The sequence below is a fragment of the Streptomyces sp. NK08204 genome (assembly GCF_020400585.1).
In the GTDB taxonomy this organism is placed as follows: Bacteria; Actinomycetota; Actinomycetes; order Streptomycetales; family Streptomycetaceae; genus Streptomyces.
In genome coordinates this window covers 97,722-117,437 of the sequence record NZ_JAINVF010000017.1, presented here as the reverse complement: position 1 = coordinate 117,437, position 19,716 = coordinate 97,722, and the positions used below count along the sequence as shown (strand labels likewise).

Genomic DNA, 19,716 nt, shown 5'->3' with positions numbered 1-19,716 from the left:
AAGTCGTTCGCCTGGACGTGTGAACAGCGCACATGGTACGTATGAGCGAGGTAGTTATACGTAACACGTAGGGCGTAGAGGCGCCCCGGGCGAGCTGTGAGGGGCAGGACATGGCCACGGGATACCTGGAGATCCTCCGGTCGAGACACGCGTTCCGGCTGCTCACGGGCACCCTGGTGGGCCGGCTGCCCAACGCGACGGCCTCGATCACCCTGGTGCTGTTCGTGCGCGCCGAGGGCGGCACGTACAGCCTCGCGGGCGCTCTGGCGGCCGTGTACGGCATCTGCAACGCCGTGGGGCAGCCGGCGCTGGGCCGGCTGGTCGACCTGTACGGCCAGCCCCGGGTGCAGCTGCCGGCGGCCCTGCTGTCGGCCCTGTCCATGGCCGTCTTCGCCTTCTCCGGCACCGACCGGCTCCTGCTCGCCTGCCTCGCCGTGGGGGCGGCCGGTCTGTTCACGCCGCCGCTGGAGGGCGGTCTGCGTGCCCTGTGGCCCTCGGTGCTGCGCCGCGAGGAGCAGGTGCACACCGCGTACGCCATGGACGCGATCGCGCAGGAAGTCATGTTCACTCTCGGGCCGTTGCTGGTGACCCTGTGCGTGTCGTTGTGGTCGGAGCGGGCGGCGCTGCTCGTGCTGAACGCCCTGGGCGTGCTGGGCGCGCTCTCGGTGGTCGTCTCGCCGCCCTCGCGCGCGTGGCGTTCGGCGCCCCGTGAGGCGCACTGGCTGGGCGCGCTGCGCTCGCCGGGCCTGCTGGTCCTGCTCGGCGCCTTCCTGTTCATCGGCATCGCGCTCGGCTCGATCGCGGTTGCCTCGGTGCCGTACGCCGACGCGCACGGCGGTGACGCGGTGTACGGCTGGCTGATGGCGGGGCTGGGCCTCGGGGCGCTGGTGGGCGGCACCGTCTACGGGGCGCGGCAGTGGGCCGGTGCGCCGGAGCGGCGACTGCGGGTGCTGGTGGCCCTTCTGGCGGTGTGTTACCTGCCGCTGATGCTGATGCCGGGCGCGGTGGTGATGGTGGGGCTGAGCGCGGTCTCCGGGCTGTTTCTGGCGCCGACGATCGCCTGTGCGTTCATCATCGTCGACCGGCATGCGCCGAGCGGGACGGTCACCGAGGCCTTCTCCTGGCTTGTGACGACCTTCACGGTGGGTGCGTCGACGGGGACGGGTCTGGCAGGGCCGGTGGTCGAGGAGGGCGGGGCGCTGTGGGGTTTCGCGGTGCCGGGCGCGGCGGGGGCGGTGTCTTTGCTGGTCCTGCTGGCCACCGGAGGGGTCCTCGCAGCTCCCGTGCGGGGCGGGGTCGTTGCGGCTTCACCGGAAAATGATCCAAATCGTGTTGTCGAACCCCGTTTCAGCTCCGGGGATCGGGCGTAATGTTCCCTCATGGACCGCCGCATTTTCGGGCTGGAGAACGAGTACGGCGTCACGTGCACGTTCAGGGGACAGCGGCGCCTGTCTCCTGACGAGGTGGCGCGGTACCTCTTCCGCCGTGTCGTGTCATGGGGCCGCAGCAGCAATGTGTTTCTGCGAAACGGCGCCCGGCTCTATCTCGACGTGGGGTCACATCCGGAATACGCGACACCCGAATGTGACAACGTGATCGAACTGGTCACCCACGACAAGGCCGGCGAGCGCATTCTCGAAGGACTCCTGGTGGACGCGGAACGACGCCTGCACGAGGAGGGAATCGCGGGCGACGTCTACCTCTTCAAGAACAACACCGATTCGGCGGGCAACTCCTACGGCTGCCACGAGAACTATCTGGTGGCCCGGCACGGGGAGTTCTCCCGGCTCGCGGACATTCTCATCCCGTTCCTGGTGACGAGGCAGCTGCTGTGCGGTGCGGGCAAGGTCCTGCAGACGCCGCGCGGCGCGGTCTACTGCGTCAGCCAGCGCGCGGAGCACATCTGGGAGGGCGTCTCCTCGGCGACGACCCGGTCCCGCCCCATCATCAACACCCGCGACGAGCCGCACGCGGACGCCGAGCGCTACCGCCGGCTGCACGTCATCGTGGGCGACTCGAACATGTCCGAGACGACGATGCTGCTCAAGGTGGGTGCGACCGACCTGGTGCTGCGCATGATCGAGGCGGGCACGGTGATGCGCGACCTCACTCTGGAGAACCCGATCCGGGCGATCCGCGAGGTCAGTCACGACATCACGGGCCGGCGCAAGGTGCGGCTGGCCAGCGGCCGGGAGGCGTCGGCGCTGGAGGTGCAGCGGGAGTACTTCGACAAGGCGGTGGACTTCTGCGACCGGCGTGGCATCCGCACGGGCACGGTCGCGCAGGTCCTGGAGCTGTGGGGGCGTACGCTCGAGGCGATCGAGACCGAGGAGCTGGACCGGATCGAGACCGAGATCGACTGGGTCATGAAGTACAAACTCATCGAGCGGTACCGGGCCAAGCACAACATGACCATGTCGCATCCGCGGGTCGCTCAGATAGACCTCGCCTACCACGACATCCATCGCCGTCGTGGCCTGTACTACCTGTTGGAGAAGAAGGGGCAAGCCGCCCGCATCTGCAACGACTTGAAGATCTTCGAAGGCAAGTCGGTTCCTCCGCAGACCACTCGGGCCCGGCTGCGCGGTGACTTCATCCGCAGGGCGCAGGAACAGCGCAGGGACTTCACGGTCGACTGGGTGCACCTGAAGCTCAATGACCAGGCGCAGCGCACCGTGTTGTGCAAGGACCCGTTCCGTTCGGTGGACGACCGGGTGGAGAAGCTGATCGCCGGAATGTAGCGAAGGGCTTGTGCGTCAAGCGTTTCGCCGTGGTTTTGCGGCAACGCCACACGGGCGCCGTACGTTTCTCGTACGGCGCCCGTGTGGCGTCGTAGAGTTGCGCGCACCCGATTCCGCAAGATCGACCGATTACGAGGCTTCTCCGTGCGCCGACGTTCGCTCCTCCTCGCCGCCGTACCCGCAGGACTGGTCACGCTCGCCGGATGCGGTGACGGCAAGTCCGACTCCAGCAAGGCCGGCGTGTCGCCGTCGGGCTCGGTGTCCGCCGCGCCTCCGCCGAAGACCGTGGACGCGCCGCTGCCGGCGATCACGGCGGGCACGAAGTTCGGTGAGAAGCCGGTCGTGGCGAAAGGACCGGGTGAGCCGTCGAAGAACCTGGCGGTGAAGACGGTGATCGCGGGCAGTGGGCGTACGGTCGGGGAGAACTACTTCATCCGGGCGGACTATCTCGGCCAGATCTGGGACACCGGCAAGGTCTTCGACAACTCCTACGACCGCAAGCAGCCCCTGGTGATGCAGCTCGCCCAGGGCAGCCTCATCGACGGCTGGCGGTACGCGCTGGCGGGCAAGAAGGTGGGCAGCCGCATCGAGATCGCCGTTCCGCCGAATCTGGGGTACGGCCCGTCGGGCTACCCGAAGGCGGGCATCAAGGGCGACGACACGCTGGTCTTCGTCGTCGACCTGCTCGAGGTCTACGACTCGAAGAGTTCCGTGAAGGGCAAGCCCGTCGCGCAGAGTGACCCGGCGCTGCCGACGGTCGCCACCAACACCGACGGTATGGTGCCCAAGGTCACCGTGCCGAGGACGGCGCCGCCGAAGAAGCTCGTGTCGACGTACGTCCTGGAGGGCGACGGCCCCGAGGTCACGGCCGAGCAGGCGGTCCTGTGTCAGTTCCAGGGCCTGGTGTGGGACGGCGGCAAGACGTTCCAGCGGACGTACGGTTCGGGCCGGCTCAGCCAGATCTCGATCGCGCGGATGCAGCAGGTCGTCAAGGGGCTGGCCGAGGGGCTGACGGGCAAGAAGGTGGGCAGCCGGGTCCTGGTGGTCGTACCGCCGGACCTGGGCTACGGGGACACCCCGCCGGGCGGTGGTGTGGTCAAGAAGGGTTCGACGCTCGTGTACACGGTGGACATCCTCGCTGCGATGTAGGGCGCGTGGCGGGCCGCTGGCGGCCGAGGGGGCCGCGGGGATGAAAGACTGTTCTTGTTTCGTGTCGTACACATGCAGGAGCAAGTGACGTGAACATCGAGAAGCCCGAGATCGACTTCCCGGGCGGCGAGCCCCCGGCGGACCTCGAGATCAAGGAGATCTGGGAGGGTGACGGCGAGGAGGCCAAGGCCGGCGACTTCGTGAAGGTCCACTACGTGGGTGTCGCCTTCTCCACCGGTGAGGAGTTCGACGCGTCCTGGAACCGGGGGACGCCGCTGGACTTCCAGCTCGGCGTCGGCCAGGTCATCAAGGGCTGGGACCAGGGCGTACAGGGCATGAAGGTCGGCGGCCGTCGCCAGCTGACCATCCCTGCGCACCTGGCGTACGGCGACCGTGGCGCCGGTGGCCGGATCGCCCCGGGCGAGACGCTGATCTTCGTCTGCGACCTCATGGGCGTTGCCAAGCGCTGACCGGTTCCGGTCGAGGAGGGGTCCGTGCTGTCCGCACGGGCCCCTCCCCTTTGCTGCCTTTCCTGGTCGGCTTTTGCCTGGACACTTCGGAGCGGTACGGTCATCGGTCGGAAGCACCATAGGGAAGGCGAAGGGCGTCGATGGCCATTGCCAAGGCCGAGCGGCTGATGAACCTGGCGCTGTGTCTGCTGGGGACGCGGCGCCCGCTCAGCAAGCGCGAGCTGCGTGATTCCATCGAGGCGTACCGCGAGGCGTCCAGGCCGGAGCGCGGTGTGCTCTCCAGGCCGGACAAGGGTGCGGCCGGTTCCGACGACTCCTTCAACCGGATGTTCGAGCGGGACAAGGACGACCTGCGCGAGCTGGGTCTGGTGATCGAGACCGTCGAGAACATCGACGGCGAGATCGGCTACCTGGCCCGCCGGGACAGCAACCGCCTTCCGCCGATCACACTGGACGCCGAGGAGGCCGCCGCCCTCGGGCTCGCCGCGAAGGTGTGGCAGCAGGCCCGGCTCGCGGGTGCCGCCAGTGGTGCTCTGCAGAAGCTGCGCGCCGCGGGACTGCCCGAGGATGTCGACCCCTACGAGGCGCACGGTGCGCTGGAGCCGCACATTCCGGTGCACGAGGCCGCTTTCGAGCCGCTGATGCTGGCCTGCCGTGACCGCCGGCCGGTCGTCTTCGACTACCGCAAGGCCACCGCCGCGCACCCCGAGACCCGGCAGGTGGAGCCGTGGGCGCTGGAGTGCTGGCGCGGCCACTGGTACCTGGCGGGCTGGGACCGGGACCGGGGTGCCGAGCGGGTCTTCCGGCTCTCCCGGATCACCGGCAGGGTGCGCTCCCGGGGCACCGGCTTCACCGTGCCCGTGCCGGACGTCGTCACCGTGCGCGAGACGGTTGCGGGCTGGGCGGGGGAGATAGCCGACCGTTCGGCGCTGATCCGGCTGCGTTCCGGCGCGGGGTACCCCCTTCGGGCGAAAGCCACCCGGGTCCGCGAACTGAGCGACGGCTGGGACGAGTTGGAAATCCCGTACGGGCACGGTCTGGACGCCTGGCTGGTGGAGTTCGGGCCGGACGTGGTGGTCCTGGAGCCGGCCGAGCTGCGGGCCGACGTGGTGGACCGGCTGCGTGCCGTGGCCAAGGGCTGAGGGGGAGCGGAGAAGGATCATGGCAGGCAAACCGGCGAGGCCCGTGAACGCCATCGACCAGACCCGGCGGATGCTGTCCCTGGTGACGTATCTGCGGGAGCGGCCCGGCGCCCGGATCGCGGACGTGGCGCGCGCCTTCGGCATCACCGAGGACGAACTGGTCTCCGACCTGGATCTGCTGCCCATGTGCGGCACCAGTTTCCGGGGCGGCGACCTGCTGGACATCGACACCGACGGTGAGTGCATCTGGTGGCACAACCCGGCCGCGCTCGGCGAGGACGCGGCCGAGCCGCTGCGGCTGGCCGCCGACGAGGCCACGGCCCTGCTGGTGGCCGCCCGCGCGGTGTCGACCCTGCCGGGGCTCCGGGAGGGCGACCGGCAGGCGCTGCTGCGGGCGACGGCCAAGGTGGAGACCGCGGCCGGTGAGGCGGCCGGCGCCAGTTCCCGGCTGTCGGTGACGTTCGAGTCGGAGGGCGGTGTCTTCGCCGATGTCGACCGGGCGATCTCCGAGCGGCGCCGGCTGTGGATCCGGTACTACTCGCCCGCGCGGGACGAGCTGACCGAGCGCGAGATCGACCCGATCCGCCTGGTCAGTGTCGGGCACACGTATGTGGAGGCGTGGTGCCGCCGCTCCGAGGCGCGGCGTACGTTCCGGCTGGACCGGGTCGCCGAGATCAGGATTCTGGACGAGCCGTCCGCGCCGCCCGAGATCGAGCCGCGGGACCTGTCGGAGGGGCTGGTGCAGCCGGCCGCCGAGGACCCGGAGGTGGTGGTCGAGGTGGGGCCCGGTGGCCGCTGGGTCGCCGAGTACTACCCGCACGACAGTGCCGATGAGCTTCCCGACGGCGGGTTGCGTATCACCTTGCGCACCCCCGATCCGGCTTCGCTGAGACGGCTCGCGCTGCGGCTGGGCGGTGACGGGCGCATCGTCTCGCCTCCCGAGCTGGCCGACAGTGCCCGCCGGGCGGCCCGCGAGGCGCTGGCGGCGTACGACATGCCGATGGCGGCGGCGCACGGAATGCCCGGCGCGGGCGGGCGGGACGGCAGGGTTCACGACAGTCAGGAGCGAGGGCGTTGAGCGAGTCTCCGGTGTCCGGTGCGGGTCAGATGACGGTGGCGGCGGCCTTCGCCGGGATGAGGAGGGTGGTCCCCGTGGTGTTCAGGGCGGGCTGCCCGGACTGCCGGGGCCGCTTCGAACTCGCCGCGAGCGCGCTGCGTCTGGCCATCGGTGCGACGAGCCGGACGACGTTCTACTCCTTCACCTGCCCCGAGTGCGGCGCCTCGGTGCGCAAGCCCGCCGGGGAGCGGATCGTGGAGCTGCTCACCGGCGGCGGGGTCCGGACCCTGCGGCTGCACTCCACGGTGTAGGACGGTCTAGTCTCGTCGTCATGTTCTGGCCGATGTTCGCGGTTGCCGTGGGTTTCCTGGGTCTCGCCGTCCTGGGGGTGTTCGCCGTCCGGGTGTTCCTGGAGGCGCGGCGCCTCGGGCAGCAGGTCGCGGCCTCCGCGAGCCGTATCGGCAAGGCGGCCGAGGATCTGGAGCGGGCCGCGGTGAGCGCGGCCCGGGCCGTCGACTCCCTGTGACTCGCCCCTACTCGCCTCGGCCGTGCGCTTTGGGTCACTTCGCCCTGTCACCTTGCCAGTGGGGCCAGGTACGCTGCTGATCGCGGCCCGGTGAGCGAGGCGCGGTCCGCGGAGCAGGAGTACGCCCGGGGATTGTCCCGCATTCACCCTCAGGCGTTACGATCGCAGCCAGCATGACGTCCGGACAAGTGTCCGACCCGTCGGACATGCCCGCCTCGGTGAGAAGGTGAAGATTTATGTTCCGCAACGGACTTGAGCCGTGGCACCTGCTGCTCCTCGTTCTGGTGATCCTCCTCGTGTTCGGCTCCAAGAAGCTTCCGGACATGGCGCGCTCGCTCGGCAAGTCCGCGCGCATCCTGAAGAGCGAGGCGAAGGCGATGAAGGAGGACGGCAAGCAGTCCGCCACCACCGCCCAGTCCGCCGAGGATCCTGCTCCCGCTCAGCGCACCATCCAGGCCGCCCCCGGTGACGTGACCAGCTCCCGCCCGGTCAACGAGCCGACGGACACGACCCAGCGCTGACGCGAGGGCCGGGGGCATCCGGTCCGCTGCACGAGATGAGGATGTGGGTTGCTCAAGTCTGCCCGCAACAAGGAGAGAGATCCCGAGGGGCGTATGCCACTCGCGGATCACTTGCGTGAGCTGCGCAACCGGCTCGCGAAGGGTGTCCTGGCGATCCTGGTCGTCACGATCGTGGCGGCGTTCTTCTACAGAGACATCGTCAACTTCATCACCGAGCCGGTGCTCGACGAGATCGGCTGCCACCAGTCCTTCGGTGAGCTGGCCAAGGCCAAGAACGTCCACTGTGCGCACATCACCGTCAGCGGCCTGCTGGCGCCGTTCACCCTGGCCCTGAAGGTCGCCCTGATGGCCGGTGTCGTGCTCGCCTCGCCGGTCTGGCTCTACCAGCTGTGGGCGTTCGTCGCGCCGGGCCTGCACCGCAACGAGAAGAAGTACGCCTACGCCTTCGTCGCTTTCGGCTTCCCGCTCTTCCTCGGCGGCGGCTACCTCGCGTTCCACGTGCTGCCCACCACAGCGCGGGTGATGATCGACCTCACGCCGAGCGGCGCCGAGAACCTGCTGCCGCTGGACGATCTGCTGGACCTGGTCACCCGCATGATCGTCGTCTTCGGTCTCGCTTTCGAGATGCCGTTGCTGCTGGTCATGCTCAACCTCACCGGCGTGCTGTCCGGGCGGCGCATGCTGGGCTGGTGGCGCGGCATGGTCGTCGGCATCACCGCCTTCGCGGCTGTGGCCACGCCCAGCCCGGACCCGATGACGATGCTGGCGTTGGCGGCGCCGATCTGGGCGCTCTACTTCATCGCCGTGGCCATCGCGCTCATCAACGACCAGCGTCGGGACCGTCGCGCTGCGAAGGGCCCCGCCGACGACGAGGCCTCGGAGCTGGACCTCACGCCCGAGGACATCGGCGAGATCGAGGCCGTCTCGGCCAGTCGCACGCTGCCCGAGCAGGCGGGCGCCGACCGCGTCAACGGCTACGACGACATCACCTGACCCGCACCGCACCGAAGCGCAGTGTGATGCTCCCGTCCCCGGGACGAAGACCGGGGACGGGAGCATCTGTCGTTGCGGCCCGTGCTGCCCGCCCACCATCCGGATAATGATCGTCCTGTTGTCAGTGCGGCCCGGTACGCTCGAAAGCACGATGACAGAGGACCTCTCACCGGCCGAGCGGTACGCGGCAGCCCGTAGGCGGGCAGCCGAGCAGGCCACCGCGCTCGCGTCCTTCCGCGAGATGTACGACTTCGGCCTCGACCCCTTCCAGATCGAGGCCTGCCAGGCACTCGAGGCGGGGAAGGGCGTGCTGGTGGCCGCGCCCACCGGCTCGGGCAAGACGATCGTGGGCGAGTTCGCCGTCCACCTCGCCCTGATGCAGGGCAGGAAGTGCTTCTACACGACACCCATCAAGGCGCTGTCGAACCAGAAGTACTCCGACCTGTGCCGCCGCTACGGCACGGGCATGGTCGGCCTGCTCACCGGCGACAACAGTGTGAACCCGGACGCCCCGGTGGTCGTGATGACCACCGAGGTCCTGCGCAACATGCTGTACGCGGGCTCACAGACCCTGCTCGGCCTCGGCTACGTGGTCATGGACGAGGTGCACTACCTCTCCGACCGCTTCCGCGGCGCGGTCTGGGAGGAGGTGATCATCCACCTGCCCGAGTCGGTGACCCTGGTGTCGCTGTCGGCGACCGTGTCCAACGCCGAGGAGTTCGGTGACTGGCTGGACACCGTCCGCGGCGACACCGAGGTGATCGTCGCCGAGCACCGGCCGGTCCCGCTGTTCCAGCACGTGCTCGCCGGGCGCCGGATGTACGACCTGTTCGAGGAGGGCGAGGGCCACAAGAAGGCCGTCAACCCCGACCTCGTCCGCCTGGCCCGGATGGAGGCCACCAGGCCGTCCTACCAGGACCGGCGGCGCGGCCGGGCCATGCGCGAGGCCGACCGGGAGCGGGAGCGCAGACAGCGCTCGCGCGTGTGGACACCGGGCCGGCCGGAGGTCATCGAGCGGCTCGACTCCGAGGGGCTGCTGCCGGCGATCACCTTCATCTTCAGCCGCGCCGCCTGCGAGGCCGCCGTCCAGCAGTGCCTGTACGCGGGCCTCAGACTCAACGACGAGGAGGCGCGGGAGAAGGTCCGTGACCTGGTCGAGGAGCGCACGGCCGCCATCCCGTCGGAGGACCTGCACGTCCTCGGCTACTACGAGTGGCTGGAGGGCCTGGAGCGCGGTATCGCCGCCCACCACGCGGGCATGCTGCCGACCTTCAAGGAGGTCGTCGAGGAGCTGTTCGTGCGCGGCCTGGTCAAGGCCGTGTTCGCGACCGAGACGCTCGCGCTGGGCATCAACATGCCCGCCCGCTCGGTGGTGCTGGAGAAGCTGGTCAAGTGGAACGGCGAGCAGCACGCCGACATCACCCCCGGCGAGTACACGCAGCTCACCGGCCGGGCCGGCCGGCGCGGCATCGACATCGAGGGCCACGCGGTCGTGCTGTGGCAGCGCGGCATGAGCCCGGAGCACCTGGCCGGGCTCGCGGGCACGCGCACCTACCCGCTGCGCTCCAGCTTCAAGCCGTCGTACAACATGGCGGTCAACCTGGTCGAGCAGTTCGGGCGGCACCGCTCGCGCGAACTGCTGGAGACCTCCTTCGCACAGTTCCAGGCCGACAAGTCGGTCGTCGGTATCTCCCGGCAGGTGCAGCGCAACGAGGAGGGTCTGGCCGGCTACAAGGCGTCCATGACCTGCCACCTCGGCGACTTCGAGGAGTACGCGCGACTGCGCCGCGAGCTGAAGGACCGGGAGACCGAGCTGGCCCGGCAGGGCGCCAGCCAGCGCCGGGCCGAGGCCGCCGTCGCGCTGGAGAAGCTGAGGCCGGGCGACGTCATCCACGTGCCGACGGGCAAGTACGCGGGCCTGGCCCTGGTCCTGGATCCGGGCCTGCCCGCCGGCCGCTCCAACGGCCACCGCGGCTACGACCCGCACGACGGGCCGCGCCCGCTGGTGCTCACCGCCGAACGGCAGGTCAAGCGGCTGGCGTCGATGGACTTCCCGGTGCCGGTCGAGCCGCTGGACCGGATGCGGATCCCGAAGTCCTTCAACCCGCGCTCCCCGCAGTCGCGCCGGGACCTCGCCTCGGCGCTGCGCACCAAGGCCGGGCACATCCCGCCGGAGCGGGCCCGCAAGAGGCGTTCGCAGGCCGCCGACGACCGCGAGATCGCCCGGCTGCGGACCGCCCTGCGAGCGCACCCCTGCCACGGCTGCGACGAGCGCGAGGACCATGCCCGCTGGGCCGAGCGCTACCACCGGCTGCTGCGTGACACCTCGCAGCTGGAGCGCCGTATCGAGGGCCGGACGAACACCATCGCCCGTACCTTCGACCGGATCGTGGCGCTGCTGACCGAGCTGGACTACCTGCGCGGTGACGAGGTCACCGAGCACGGCAGGCGGCTCGCCCGGCTCTACGGCGAACTCGACCTGCTGGCCAGCGAATGCCTGCGTGAGCGGGTGTGGGAGGGTCTCGATCCCGCCGAACTCGCCGCCTGTGTCTCGGCGCTGGTGTACGAGGCGCGGGTCGGTGACGATGCGATGGCGCCCAAACTGCCCTCGGGCAAGGCGAAGGCCGCACTGGGCGAGATGGTCCGCATCTGGGGCCGACTCGACGCGCTGGAGGAGGAGTTCCGGATCAACCAGACCGAGGGCGTGGGCCAGCGTGAGCCCGACCTCGGCTTCGCCTGGGCCGCGTACATGTGGGCCTCCGGCAAGGGACTCGACGAGGTGCTGCGCGAGGCGGAGATGCCGGCCGGTGACTTCGTACGCTGGTGCAAGCAGGTCATCGACGTCCTCGGGCAGATCTCCGCCGCCGCGCCGGCCGAGGGCTCGACGGTCGCGAAGAGCGCCCGCAAGGCGGTCGACGCGCTGCTGCGCGGCGTGGTGGCCTACTCGTCGGTGGGCTGAACCGACACCGCCCCGGCGGCGGCCCCGCTGCCAGGGTCAGGGCCCGGACGGTCCTCCGAGACGGTCCGGGCCCTTTCGTATGCCTCGGCGCCGTCACCGAACGTGTGTGTGGGGGTGCTGAGCGTGCAAATGGGCCTGAGCGTACCCCCGTTGTGAGGGGGATTTCAGATGCTTGCGGAATATGACACGAGGTTGATCCGGTCGGACTAGGCTCGCCCGCGGCGCACCGAGTTGAGATGAATTCGAGCGCCTGTTCCCAAACATGCGGAAAATCCTGCGTGTTGCGTGAACCTTCCCCCCACGAGCTCCCCCGACACCCAGCCGATTCGTCTCAGAAGGCATCCATGGTGAGTGTTCAGAAGCCTCCCGGTGGCCGTGAACGTCCCTATGCGCGCGTGCTGTTGCTGCCCGCCATAGCGCTCACGGCGGCGACCGCAGCCGCCGTGGCCATGGTCCCGGCCCACGCCCGGACCGCCGCCGGCGGCTTCGGGGCCGCGGCGGTGCTGCTGGTCCTCGCCACGGGCACGGAGGTCGTACGCCGCGGCCGGAAGCTGCGGGCGGCGCAGGCCGAGCACGCCCGGCACACCGCGCACCTGGAGCACCGGCTCGCCGCCCACGACGCGGAGATCGTCCGCCTCGGCAGCCAGGTCCTGCCCACCGGAGTGCTCCGGCTGCGCGCCGGTGAACCGCTCAGAGAAGTGATGCGCAAGGTCTACGACGCCGACCCCGAGCTGCGTCACCTCCCCGAGTCCTACCGCGAGTTGGTGCGCATCGCGCTGCGCGGCGTCGACCAGCAGATCTCGATCCGTGACGCCATGGAGCGCTCCTTCGTGAGCATCGCCCGCCGCGTCCAGGCGATCGTCAACCAACAGGCCAACGAACTGCGGGAGATGGAGGAGGACCACGGCCGCAACCCCGAGGTCTTCGACGACCTGCTTCGGCTCGACCACGGCAGTGCGATGATCGGCCGTCTCGCCGACTCCATCGCCGTGCTCGGCGGCGGGCGCCCCGGCCGCCAGTGGCCCCTGCCCGTCTCCCTGTACAGCGTGCTGCGCGGAGCCATGTCGCGGATCCTCGAGTACCGCCGCATCGAGCTGAAGTCCATCGTCACCATCAACATCAAGGGCACCTCCGTCGAGCCGGTCATCCACGCCGCGGCCGAACTCCTCGACAACGCCACCCGCTACTCGCCCCCGTCGACCAAGGTGCACGTCACCGCGGCCGAGGTGCAGACCGGCGTCGTCATCGAGATCGAGGACGCCGGCGTCAGCCTCGGCGAGGAGTCCCGCGCCCGCATCGAGCAGATGATCGAGGACGCCAAGACGGGTGACGACGCGCACAACCTGGGCGAACAGCCGCGCCTCGGCCTCGCCGTCGTCGGCCGTCTGTGCAAGCAGTTCGACATGGAGGTCTCGCTGCGCGCCTCCGCCTACGGCGGTGTCCGCGCCATCCTCGTCGTGCCGCGCGTCATGACGACGACCGAGCCCGGTGTCGGCGTCGCCCACGGCATCGGCGCCACCGGCACCCCCATGCCCGAACTCGGCGCCGTGGAAGGCCCCAAGCGCCCGCCGAAGAAGCGGCGCCCCACCAGTCCCAAGATTCCCGCCGGGATCTCCATGGAGGACGACGTCCCGCAGGTCACCGAGTGGACGGCGAACGGCCTGCCGCAGCGCCGCAGCCGGGTGAAGACCCCGCTCAGCCAGCGGCTCGCCGAACAGGCCGTCATCGAGCGCGCCGAACGTGAGGGCCGGCCGACCGTCTGGTCGCAGGCCAGACCCGAACCGGAGCCCGAGCCCGAGATCGACCCCGAGATCCAGAAGCTGCGGGACCGGCCGCCGGGCATGTGGGTGGAGGACTTCTGGAACGGCCTGCGCAAGGGCATGCCCGAGAACGCCACCGCGAGCGAACTGACCGACTTCACGCTGAACCCCACCAAGTACACGCATCTGCTCAACGATTCGGACACCGCCGACGAAGCCGCCTCCGGCGCCGACGACGAGGGGGACCTCAAGTGATCCAGCAGCAAGGCAACTTCGACTGGATGCTCAAGCAGCTCAACGACGGCGTACCGGGCATCCAGATGATCGTGGTCCTCTCCGCCGACGGACTGCGCATCGCCCGCTACGGCGGCGAGCCGGACGCCGCGGACCGGGTGGCCGCCGCCTGCGCGGGTGTCCAGAGCCTCGCCGCCGCCATCATCCAGGAGATCAAGGGCGCCGGCGACATGAAGCTCGTCGTCATCGAGATCGAGGGCGGCTACTTCTACCTCATGAACGCCGGCGACAACGCCTACCTCGCCGTGCTCGCCGACGTCACCTGCGAACCAGGCCGGATGAGCGGCATGATGCGTGACCTCGTCGTCCGGATCGGCGCCCACCTCACCAGTCCGCCCCGGCACAACGGGCAGACCGTATGACTCCTCCGCGACGCAGACGGCGCCACCCCGAGCCCCTGCCGCCTCCGCCGCCCCCGCCTGCCGGACAGTCGGGCGGCGAGGGCCGGACCAAGAACCCAGAACGGCTGTTCATCATCACCGGAGCCGCCGACGGCCCACGCGCCGAACTCGACCTGGTGACCTTGATCGTGGCGCGTTCCGCGCCGCCACCGTCCGCCACCCCCGAGCAGGCCGCGCTGCTCCGGCTCTGCCACGCCCCCCTGTCCGTGGCCGAACTCTCGGCCTACCTCAATCTGCCGTTCAGCACGATGACCGTACTGATCACCGAGCTGATCACGGCCGGGCTGGTGCAGGCGCGCGCCCCGATCGTCCGCCAGGCGCTCCCTGACCGTTCACTCCTCGAAGCGGTGATGCATGGACTCCAAAGGCTCTGAGACGATCCCCGGCCCGCGCACCGAGGACCATCTCCCGCACTCGGCCCAGGCCGCGGTGAAGATCGTGATCGTGGGCGGCTTCGGCGTCGGCAAGACCACCATGGTCGGTTCCGTCAGCGAGATCAGACCGCTGACCACCGAGGAGACCATGACCCAGGCCGGCATCGGCGTCGACGACGACTACGGCTCCGAGTCCAAGACGGCCACCACCGTCGCCATGGACTTCGGCCGCATCAGCATCACCGACGAGCTGGTGCTCTACCTCTTCGGCACCCCCGGCCAGGAACGCTTCTGGTTCCTGTGGAACGGCCTGTTCGAAGGGGCGCTCGGCGCGGTGGTCCTGGTGGACACCCGGCGCCTGGAGGTCAGCTTCGACGTCATGGGACGCCTGGAGGAACGCGGCGTGCCCTTCGTCGTCGCCGTCAACGCCTTCCCGGACGCGCCCCGTCACCCCGTCGAGGAACTGCGCACCGCGCTGGACCTCGCCCCGGAGATCCCGATCGTCGAGTGCGACGCGCGCCGCCGGGTCTCGAGCAAGGACGTGCTGATGACCCTGATGCGCTTCCTGCACTCGCTCGCCGTGAGCGGCGCCCTCGTCTGACCCGCAGCCCACCGACCCACCGCACGTCCTTTCCGTCCCGGAGCGACCACTGTGACGCCTGAACCCTCATCTCCGACCGGCACGCACGACCCCTCGCCGGCCCCGCTCTCCACCTGTCCGGCGCACGGACCCGGCCCCGGGGGACTGCACCGGCTCTACGGCCTCGACGCGGACGATCTCGGCGACCTCTACGAGCGGCTGCGCGAGCAGTACGGCCCCGTGGCACCCGTACTGCTCCATGACGACGTACCGATGTGGGTGGTCCTCGGGCACGCCGAGAACCTGCACCTGGTACGCAGCCCCTCGCAGTACACCCGCGACAGCCGCATCTGGTCGCCGCTGCGGGAGGGCATGGTCAAGCCCGACCACCCGCTCATGCCGCACATCGCCTGGCAGCCCATCTGTTCGCACGCCGAGGGAGACGAGCACCAGAGGCTGCGCGCGGCGGTCACCGGCGCCATGTCGACCATCGACCACCGCAGCGTCCGCCGTGACATCGGCCGCTACACCCAGGAGCTGGTCAACGGCTTCTGCGAGCGGGGACGGGCCGACCTGGTCTCCCAGTTCGCCGAGCATCTGCCGATGGCGGTGCTGTGCGAGGTGCTCGGCATGCCCGAGGAGTACAACGACCGGATGGTGCAGGCCGCCCGCGACGCGCTGAAGGGCACCGAGACCGCCATCCAGAGCCATGCCTATGTGATGGACGCGCTGAGCCGGCTCACCATCCGCCGCCGGGCCCGGCCGGGGGACGACTTCACCAGCCGTCTCGTCATGCACCCGGTGACGCTCACCGACGACGAGATCAGGGAGCACCTGCGGCTCGTGCTCTTCGCCGCCTACGAGGCCACCGCGAACCTCCTCGCCAACGCGCTGCGCATGGTCCTCACCGAGCCGGGCTTCCGCGCCCGGCTCAGCGGCGGCCAGATGACCGTACCGGAGGCGATCGAGCAGTCCCTGTGGGACGAGCCGCCGTTCAGCACGGTCCTCGGCTACTTCGCCAAGCAGGACACGGAACTGGGCGGCTGGCGCATCCGCAGGGGGGACGGGCTGCTGTTCGCGCCCGCTCCCGGCAATGTCGACCCACGGGTGCGGCCCGACCTGTCCGCGCACATGAAGGGCAACCGCGCGCACCTGGCCTTCGGCGGCGGCCCGCACGAGTGCCCCGGCCAGGACATCGGCCGCGCCATCGCCGACGTCGGCGTCGACGCGCTGCTCATGCGGCTGCCGGACGTCCGGCTCGACTGTCCCGAGGAGGACCTGCGCTGGCGGTCCTCCATCGCCTCGCGGCACCTTGTCGCGCTCCCGGTGTGCTTCGAGCCGAAGCCGCAACAGGACGTGACGCTCTCGCCCAGCCCCGTCCCGGTCCCGGCGCAGCGGACCCCCTGGCAGATCGGCACCCAGCGTCCCGCACCGGTTCCGGCCGCCCCGCCGCGGCCGGAACCCGCCCCCCTGCCCGCGGAGTCGGAGTCGGAGTCCGTGCCCGTGTCCGTGCCCGTCCCCGCGGAGCCGTCCCGCCGCATCGGCCCGTGGCAGCGCCTGCTGCACTGGTGGCGCGGGGAGTGACGGACGTGGTCCTACGGCTGCCGCCCGGCCCACTCGGTGTACGAGGACCACGCCCGGAGCGTGCGCCCGCTGACGAAGGCATGCTCCACCCCCGTGACCGGGTCGGTGAACTCCAGTCTCCGAGCGAGCAGTTGCAGCGGACGCCGGAAGTCGCCGGCCGGCACGGGTCTGGTCACCTCCGGGTACAGCGGATCGCCGAGGATGGGCACGCCGAGCGCGTTCAGATGCACCCGCAGCTGGTGGGTCTGCCCGGTCTGCGGCACCAGCCGGTAGCGGCCCAACCCGTCCCGGAACTCCGCCAGTCGGATGGTGGTCACCGCGTTCGGCTCACCCGCGACCTCCCGCGCGGTCAGCACCCCGCGCTCCTTCACGATGCGGCTGCGCACGGTCCGGGGCAGGACGAGCGAGGGGTCGTACGGCGCGACGGCCTCGTACTCCTTGCGGACCTGCCGGTCCCGGAACAGCGTCTGGTACGCGCCGCGCTCCTCGGGCCGCACCGTGAACAGCACGAGCCCGGCGGTGAGCCGGTCCAGGCGGTGCGCGGCGGTCAGCGTCGGAAGGCCCAGATCGTGCCGCAGCCGGGCCAGCGCGGTCTCGGCGACATGGCTGCCGCGCGGGGTGGTGGCAAGGAAGTGCGGCTTGTCGGCCACGACGATGTGCGCGTCCCGGTAGACCACCTCCACCGGGAACGGCACCGGCACCTCCGGGGGCAGCTCGCGGTGGAACCACACGAACATCCCCGGCTCGTACGGTGCGTCCGCCGCCACCGCCCGGCCGTCGGCGCCCACGACCAGCCCCTGGGCGAACAGTGCCTCGACGGCCCCGGCCCCGGCCCCCGTCAGCCGCTCCACCAGATGCTGCCGCACCGTGGCCCACCTGCCGTCGTACGGCAGCCGCACCCGTACCGGGTCGACACCGCTCCGCTGGGGGAGTGGGGCGGGCGGGGGCGGCGTACGGCGTCTCATCGGGGTCAAGGGTACGGGGCGGCGTCAGGTCACGCGGCTGCCGCGGTCCCCTCCTGTTCGGCCTCGATGCGGGCGTTCCACTCGCGCTTGGAGGCCTGCCAGCCGTCCTCGTTGTGGCCGAGCCGCCAGTAGCCGGAGATGGACAGGTCCTCGCGCGGGATCCGCAGCTCGACCCGCAGCATGCGGCGCAGTTCCTTCACGAAGCCCGCCTCGCCGTGCACGAACACCTGCGGCCGGCCCCCGGGGAACTCGAGCGCCCGGACGGCCTCCAGCAACGCCTCGCCGACCGGCCGGTCCCCGCGGTGCACCCAGACGATCTCCACGCCGGAGTCGACCCGCTGCTCCTCCTCGGGCCCGGACACCTCCACCAGGGCGTGCACCCGGGCGCCCTCGGGCAGCCTCTCCAGGGCGCGGGCGATCGCCGGCAGCGCGCTCTCGTCGCCGGCCAGCAGATGCCAGTCGGCGGCCGGGTCGGGCGCGTAGGCGCCCCCGGGGCCCGTGAAGCGCACCGGCTCGCCGGGCCGGGCCCGCAGGGACCACGGCCCGGCCAGGCCCTCGTCGCCGTGGACGACGAAGTCCAGGGTCAGCTCGAGGTGTTCGGGGTCCCAGGCCCGCACGGTGTACGTCCGTGTCACCGGCCACTGCTCGCGCGGGAACTCGGCGCGGATCCGCTCCAGGTCGAAGGGCTCGGGGTAGGTCACCCCGGCGGGACCGAACAGCAGCTTCACGTAGTGGTCGGTGCAGGTGTCCGCGGCGAAACCGCGAAGACCGTCACCGCCGAGCACCACGCGCTGCATGTGCGGAGTCAGCCGCTCGGTACGCACCACCTGGGCGGTATAGGTCTTACGCGGCTTTCGTTCCGGACGCACTGCCATCGCGGGCCTCCTGCAGCATTGGTTAGGTTAACCTAAGTTATCATCCCGCTTCTTCGCGGAGCTTCGCCGCGGCGTCAGGCTGCGCTTTCCGCCGGGAGTTTTCCGGTGCGTCCTCTACTCTCCGAGCGTGGTCAGCAGCCGCTGCAGCGAACCGCCGAGCCCCCAGCGCGCGGCCAGCGCCTCAAGCGCGGCCGGGTCGCGCGGGACGCGCGGCAGCAGGGTGTCGACGTCCGGCAGCGGCACGTCGTCGGCCACCCGCACCACCTTCGGCGCGATCGCCACATACGGCCGTGCCTCCGTCAGCCGCTTGCGCTGCGAGGGTGTGAGCCTGGCCTGCGGATCGTCCACCGCCGCCATGATCCCGGCCAGATCGCCGAACTCGGCGAGCAGCTTGGCGGCCGTCTTCTCGCCGATCCCGGACACGCCGGGCAACCCGTCGCTCGGGTCCCCGCGCAGCAGCGCCAGATCCGCGTACCCCCGCCCGGCCACCCCATACTTCGCGCGCAGAACCGCCTCGTCGGTCAGCTGGAGCGTGCCGACCCCCTTCAGCGGGTACAGCACGCGGATGTCCCGCTCGTCGTCGACCAGCTGGTACAGGTCGCGGTCGCCGGTGACGATGTCGACCGGTCCGTCGGCGCGCGCCGTGAACGTGCCGATCACGTCGTCCGCCTCGTACCCCGCGACGCCGACCCGCGCGATGCCGATCGCGTCCAGCACAGCCTCGATGACCGGCACCTGTGGCACGAGCGGGTCCGGCACCTGCTCCTCGTCCGGCGCGCCCTCGTGCGCCACGGCGACCCGGTGCGCCTTGTAGGTGGGGACGAGGTCCACCCGCCACTGCGGTCGCCAGTCGGCGTCCATGCAGGCCACCAGCCGCGCCGGCCGGTGGTCCCGCACCAGCCGGTCGATGAAGTCCAGCAGTCCGCGCACGGCGTTCACCGGCGAGCCGTCCGGTGCCCGCACGGAGTCGGGGACGCCGAAGTAGGCGCGGAAGTACAACGAGGCGGTGTCGAGAAGCATGAGTCGTCCGGTCACGGTCGCATCATGCCGTAACGGCCGCTCCCCGACCCCTGTGACCCGGTGGCCCGGGAAGACGCCAGGACCGGGCGCCTACGGCACGGATCCGGCCAACCGCAGAGAGTCCCGGTGGTGCCCGGCGGGAACACGGACACCCGCCCGCGCCTTGAACCAGGGGGCATCCCCTCCGCCCGGACCGCCGGTGCGGTGGCGTGAATCGTGAGCGTTTCGCTCCCTGGGCATGACAGGGATGTGACAGGCGCCTGTAACGGTTTGACGAACATGCGTAGGGTGCAGACAAGTCACAG

General features: G+C 70.5%; 19 protein-coding genes. 16 read left to right on the top strand and 3 right to left on the bottom strand.

The features are described 5' to 3' along the window. The first annotated feature begins 110 nt into the window (after window positions 1–110). The 16 genes from K7G59_RS24015 (at window position 111) to K7G59_RS23940 (ending at window position 16,551) form a co-directional block, all read left to right on the top strand. Entirely contained in the window at window positions 111–1,370 is a 1,260-nt protein-coding gene (locus K7G59_RS24015; protein WP_225837550.1) for an MFS transporter, read from the top strand. Window positions 1,371–1,379: 9 nt separating this feature from the next. Continuing rightward, a complete protein-coding gene (pafA, locus tag K7G59_RS24010; RefSeq protein ID WP_225837547.1) occupies window positions 1,380–2,741 on the top strand; it encodes a Pup--protein ligase in 1,362 nt (453 codons plus the stop codon). A 144-nt stretch (window positions 2,742–2,885) separates the two neighbouring features. Then, window positions 2,886–3,890: an FKBP-type peptidyl-prolyl cis-trans isomerase gene (locus K7G59_RS24005; protein ID WP_225837544.1), complete on the top strand. Its 1,005-nt coding sequence runs from the start codon at window positions 2,886–2,888 to the stop codon at window positions 3,888–3,890. An 89-nt stretch (window positions 3,891–3,979) separates the two neighbouring features. Beyond that, complete coding sequence (locus K7G59_RS24000; RefSeq protein WP_225837542.1) at window positions 3,980–4,360, top strand: FKBP-type peptidyl-prolyl cis-trans isomerase; 381 nt, start codon at window positions 3,980–3,982, stop codon at window positions 4,358–4,360. Between the two features lie 140 nt (window positions 4,361–4,500). Beyond that, on the top strand, window positions 4,501–5,502 hold the full coding sequence (locus K7G59_RS23995; protein ID WP_225837540.1) for a YafY family protein: 1,002 nt from the start codon (window positions 4,501–4,503) through the stop codon (window positions 5,500–5,502). A gap of 19 nt (window positions 5,503–5,521) precedes the next feature. Next, entirely contained in the window at window positions 5,522–6,580 is a 1,059-nt protein-coding gene (locus K7G59_RS23990; protein WP_225837538.1) for a YafY family protein, read from the top strand. A 29-nt stretch (window positions 6,581–6,609) separates the two neighbouring features. Next, window positions 6,610–6,870, top strand: coding sequence for a hypothetical protein (locus tag K7G59_RS23985; protein ID WP_374114269.1), 261 nt, complete (start codon window positions 6,610–6,612; stop codon window positions 6,868–6,870). 20 nt (window positions 6,871–6,890) lie between these two features. Further along, window positions 6,891–7,085 (top strand): hypothetical protein, encoded by a 195-nt coding sequence (locus K7G59_RS23980; protein ID WP_225837534.1) that lies wholly within the window; start codon window positions 6,891–6,893, stop codon window positions 7,083–7,085. Between the two features lie 236 nt (window positions 7,086–7,321). Next, window positions 7,322–7,606, top strand: a complete 285-nt coding sequence (gene tatA / locus K7G59_RS23975) for a Sec-independent protein translocase subunit TatA (protein ID WP_225837533.1) — start codon at window positions 7,322–7,324, stop codon at window positions 7,604–7,606. Between the two features lie 48 nt (window positions 7,607–7,654). Continuing rightward, the gene (tatC, locus tag K7G59_RS23970; RefSeq protein ID WP_225837531.1) at window positions 7,655–8,599 is read left to right on the top strand and encodes a twin-arginine translocase subunit TatC; all 945 of its coding nucleotides are present in this window, start codon (window positions 7,655–7,657) and stop codon (window positions 8,597–8,599) included. Window positions 8,600–8,705: 106 nt separating this feature from the next. Continuing rightward, entirely contained in the window at window positions 8,706–11,558 is a 2,853-nt protein-coding gene (locus tag K7G59_RS23965) for an RNA helicase (RefSeq protein WP_225837529.1), read from the top strand. Between the two features lie 344 nt (window positions 11,559–11,902). Beyond that, window positions 11,903–13,573 (top strand): ATP-binding protein, encoded by a 1,671-nt coding sequence (locus K7G59_RS23960; RefSeq protein WP_225837527.1) that lies wholly within the window; start codon window positions 11,903–11,905, stop codon window positions 13,571–13,573. After that, complete coding sequence (locus tag K7G59_RS23955) at window positions 13,570–13,974, top strand: roadblock/LC7 domain-containing protein (RefSeq protein ID WP_225837525.1); 405 nt, start codon at window positions 13,570–13,572, stop codon at window positions 13,972–13,974. Before K7G59_RS23960 ends, K7G59_RS23955 begins: the two co-directional genes overlap by 4 nt. Then, window positions 13,971–14,387 carry a DUF742 domain-containing protein gene (locus K7G59_RS23950; RefSeq protein ID WP_225837523.1) on the top strand — a complete coding sequence of 139 codons (417 nt, stop codon included), beginning with the start codon at window positions 13,971–13,973 and terminating at the stop codon, window positions 14,385–14,387. The genes K7G59_RS23955 and K7G59_RS23950 overlap by 4 nt, the downstream gene beginning before the upstream one ends. Beyond that, on the top strand, window positions 14,368–14,988 hold the full coding sequence (locus tag K7G59_RS23945; protein WP_225837521.1) for an ATP/GTP-binding protein: 621 nt from the start codon (window positions 14,368–14,370) through the stop codon (window positions 14,986–14,988). The genes K7G59_RS23950 and K7G59_RS23945 overlap by 20 nt, the downstream gene beginning before the upstream one ends. A gap of 51 nt (window positions 14,989–15,039) precedes the next feature. Beyond that, window positions 15,040–16,551 carry a cytochrome P450 gene (locus tag K7G59_RS23940; protein ID WP_225837519.1) on the top strand — a complete coding sequence of 504 codons (1,512 nt, stop codon included), beginning with the start codon at window positions 15,040–15,042 and terminating at the stop codon, window positions 16,549–16,551. Window positions 16,552–16,562: 11 nt separating this feature from the next. Here the strand turns inward: K7G59_RS23940 and K7G59_RS23935 are convergent, their stop codons facing one another. The 3 genes from K7G59_RS23935 to K7G59_RS23925 form a co-directional block, all read right to left on the bottom strand. Continuing rightward, a complete protein-coding gene (locus K7G59_RS23935; RefSeq protein ID WP_225837517.1) occupies window positions 16,563–17,516 on the bottom strand; it encodes a pseudouridine synthase in 954 nt (317 codons plus the stop codon). A 29-nt stretch (window positions 17,517–17,545) separates the two neighbouring features. After that, window positions 17,546–18,391 carry a siderophore-interacting protein gene (locus K7G59_RS23930; RefSeq protein ID WP_225837514.1) on the bottom strand — a complete coding sequence of 282 codons (846 nt, stop codon included), beginning with the start codon at window positions 18,389–18,391 and terminating at the stop codon, window positions 17,546–17,548. A gap of 114 nt (window positions 18,392–18,505) precedes the next feature. Next, complete coding sequence (locus K7G59_RS23925; protein WP_225837512.1) at window positions 18,506–19,426, bottom strand: 5'-3' exonuclease; 921 nt, start codon at window positions 19,424–19,426, stop codon at window positions 18,506–18,508. Window positions 19,427–19,716 lie beyond the last annotated feature (290 nt).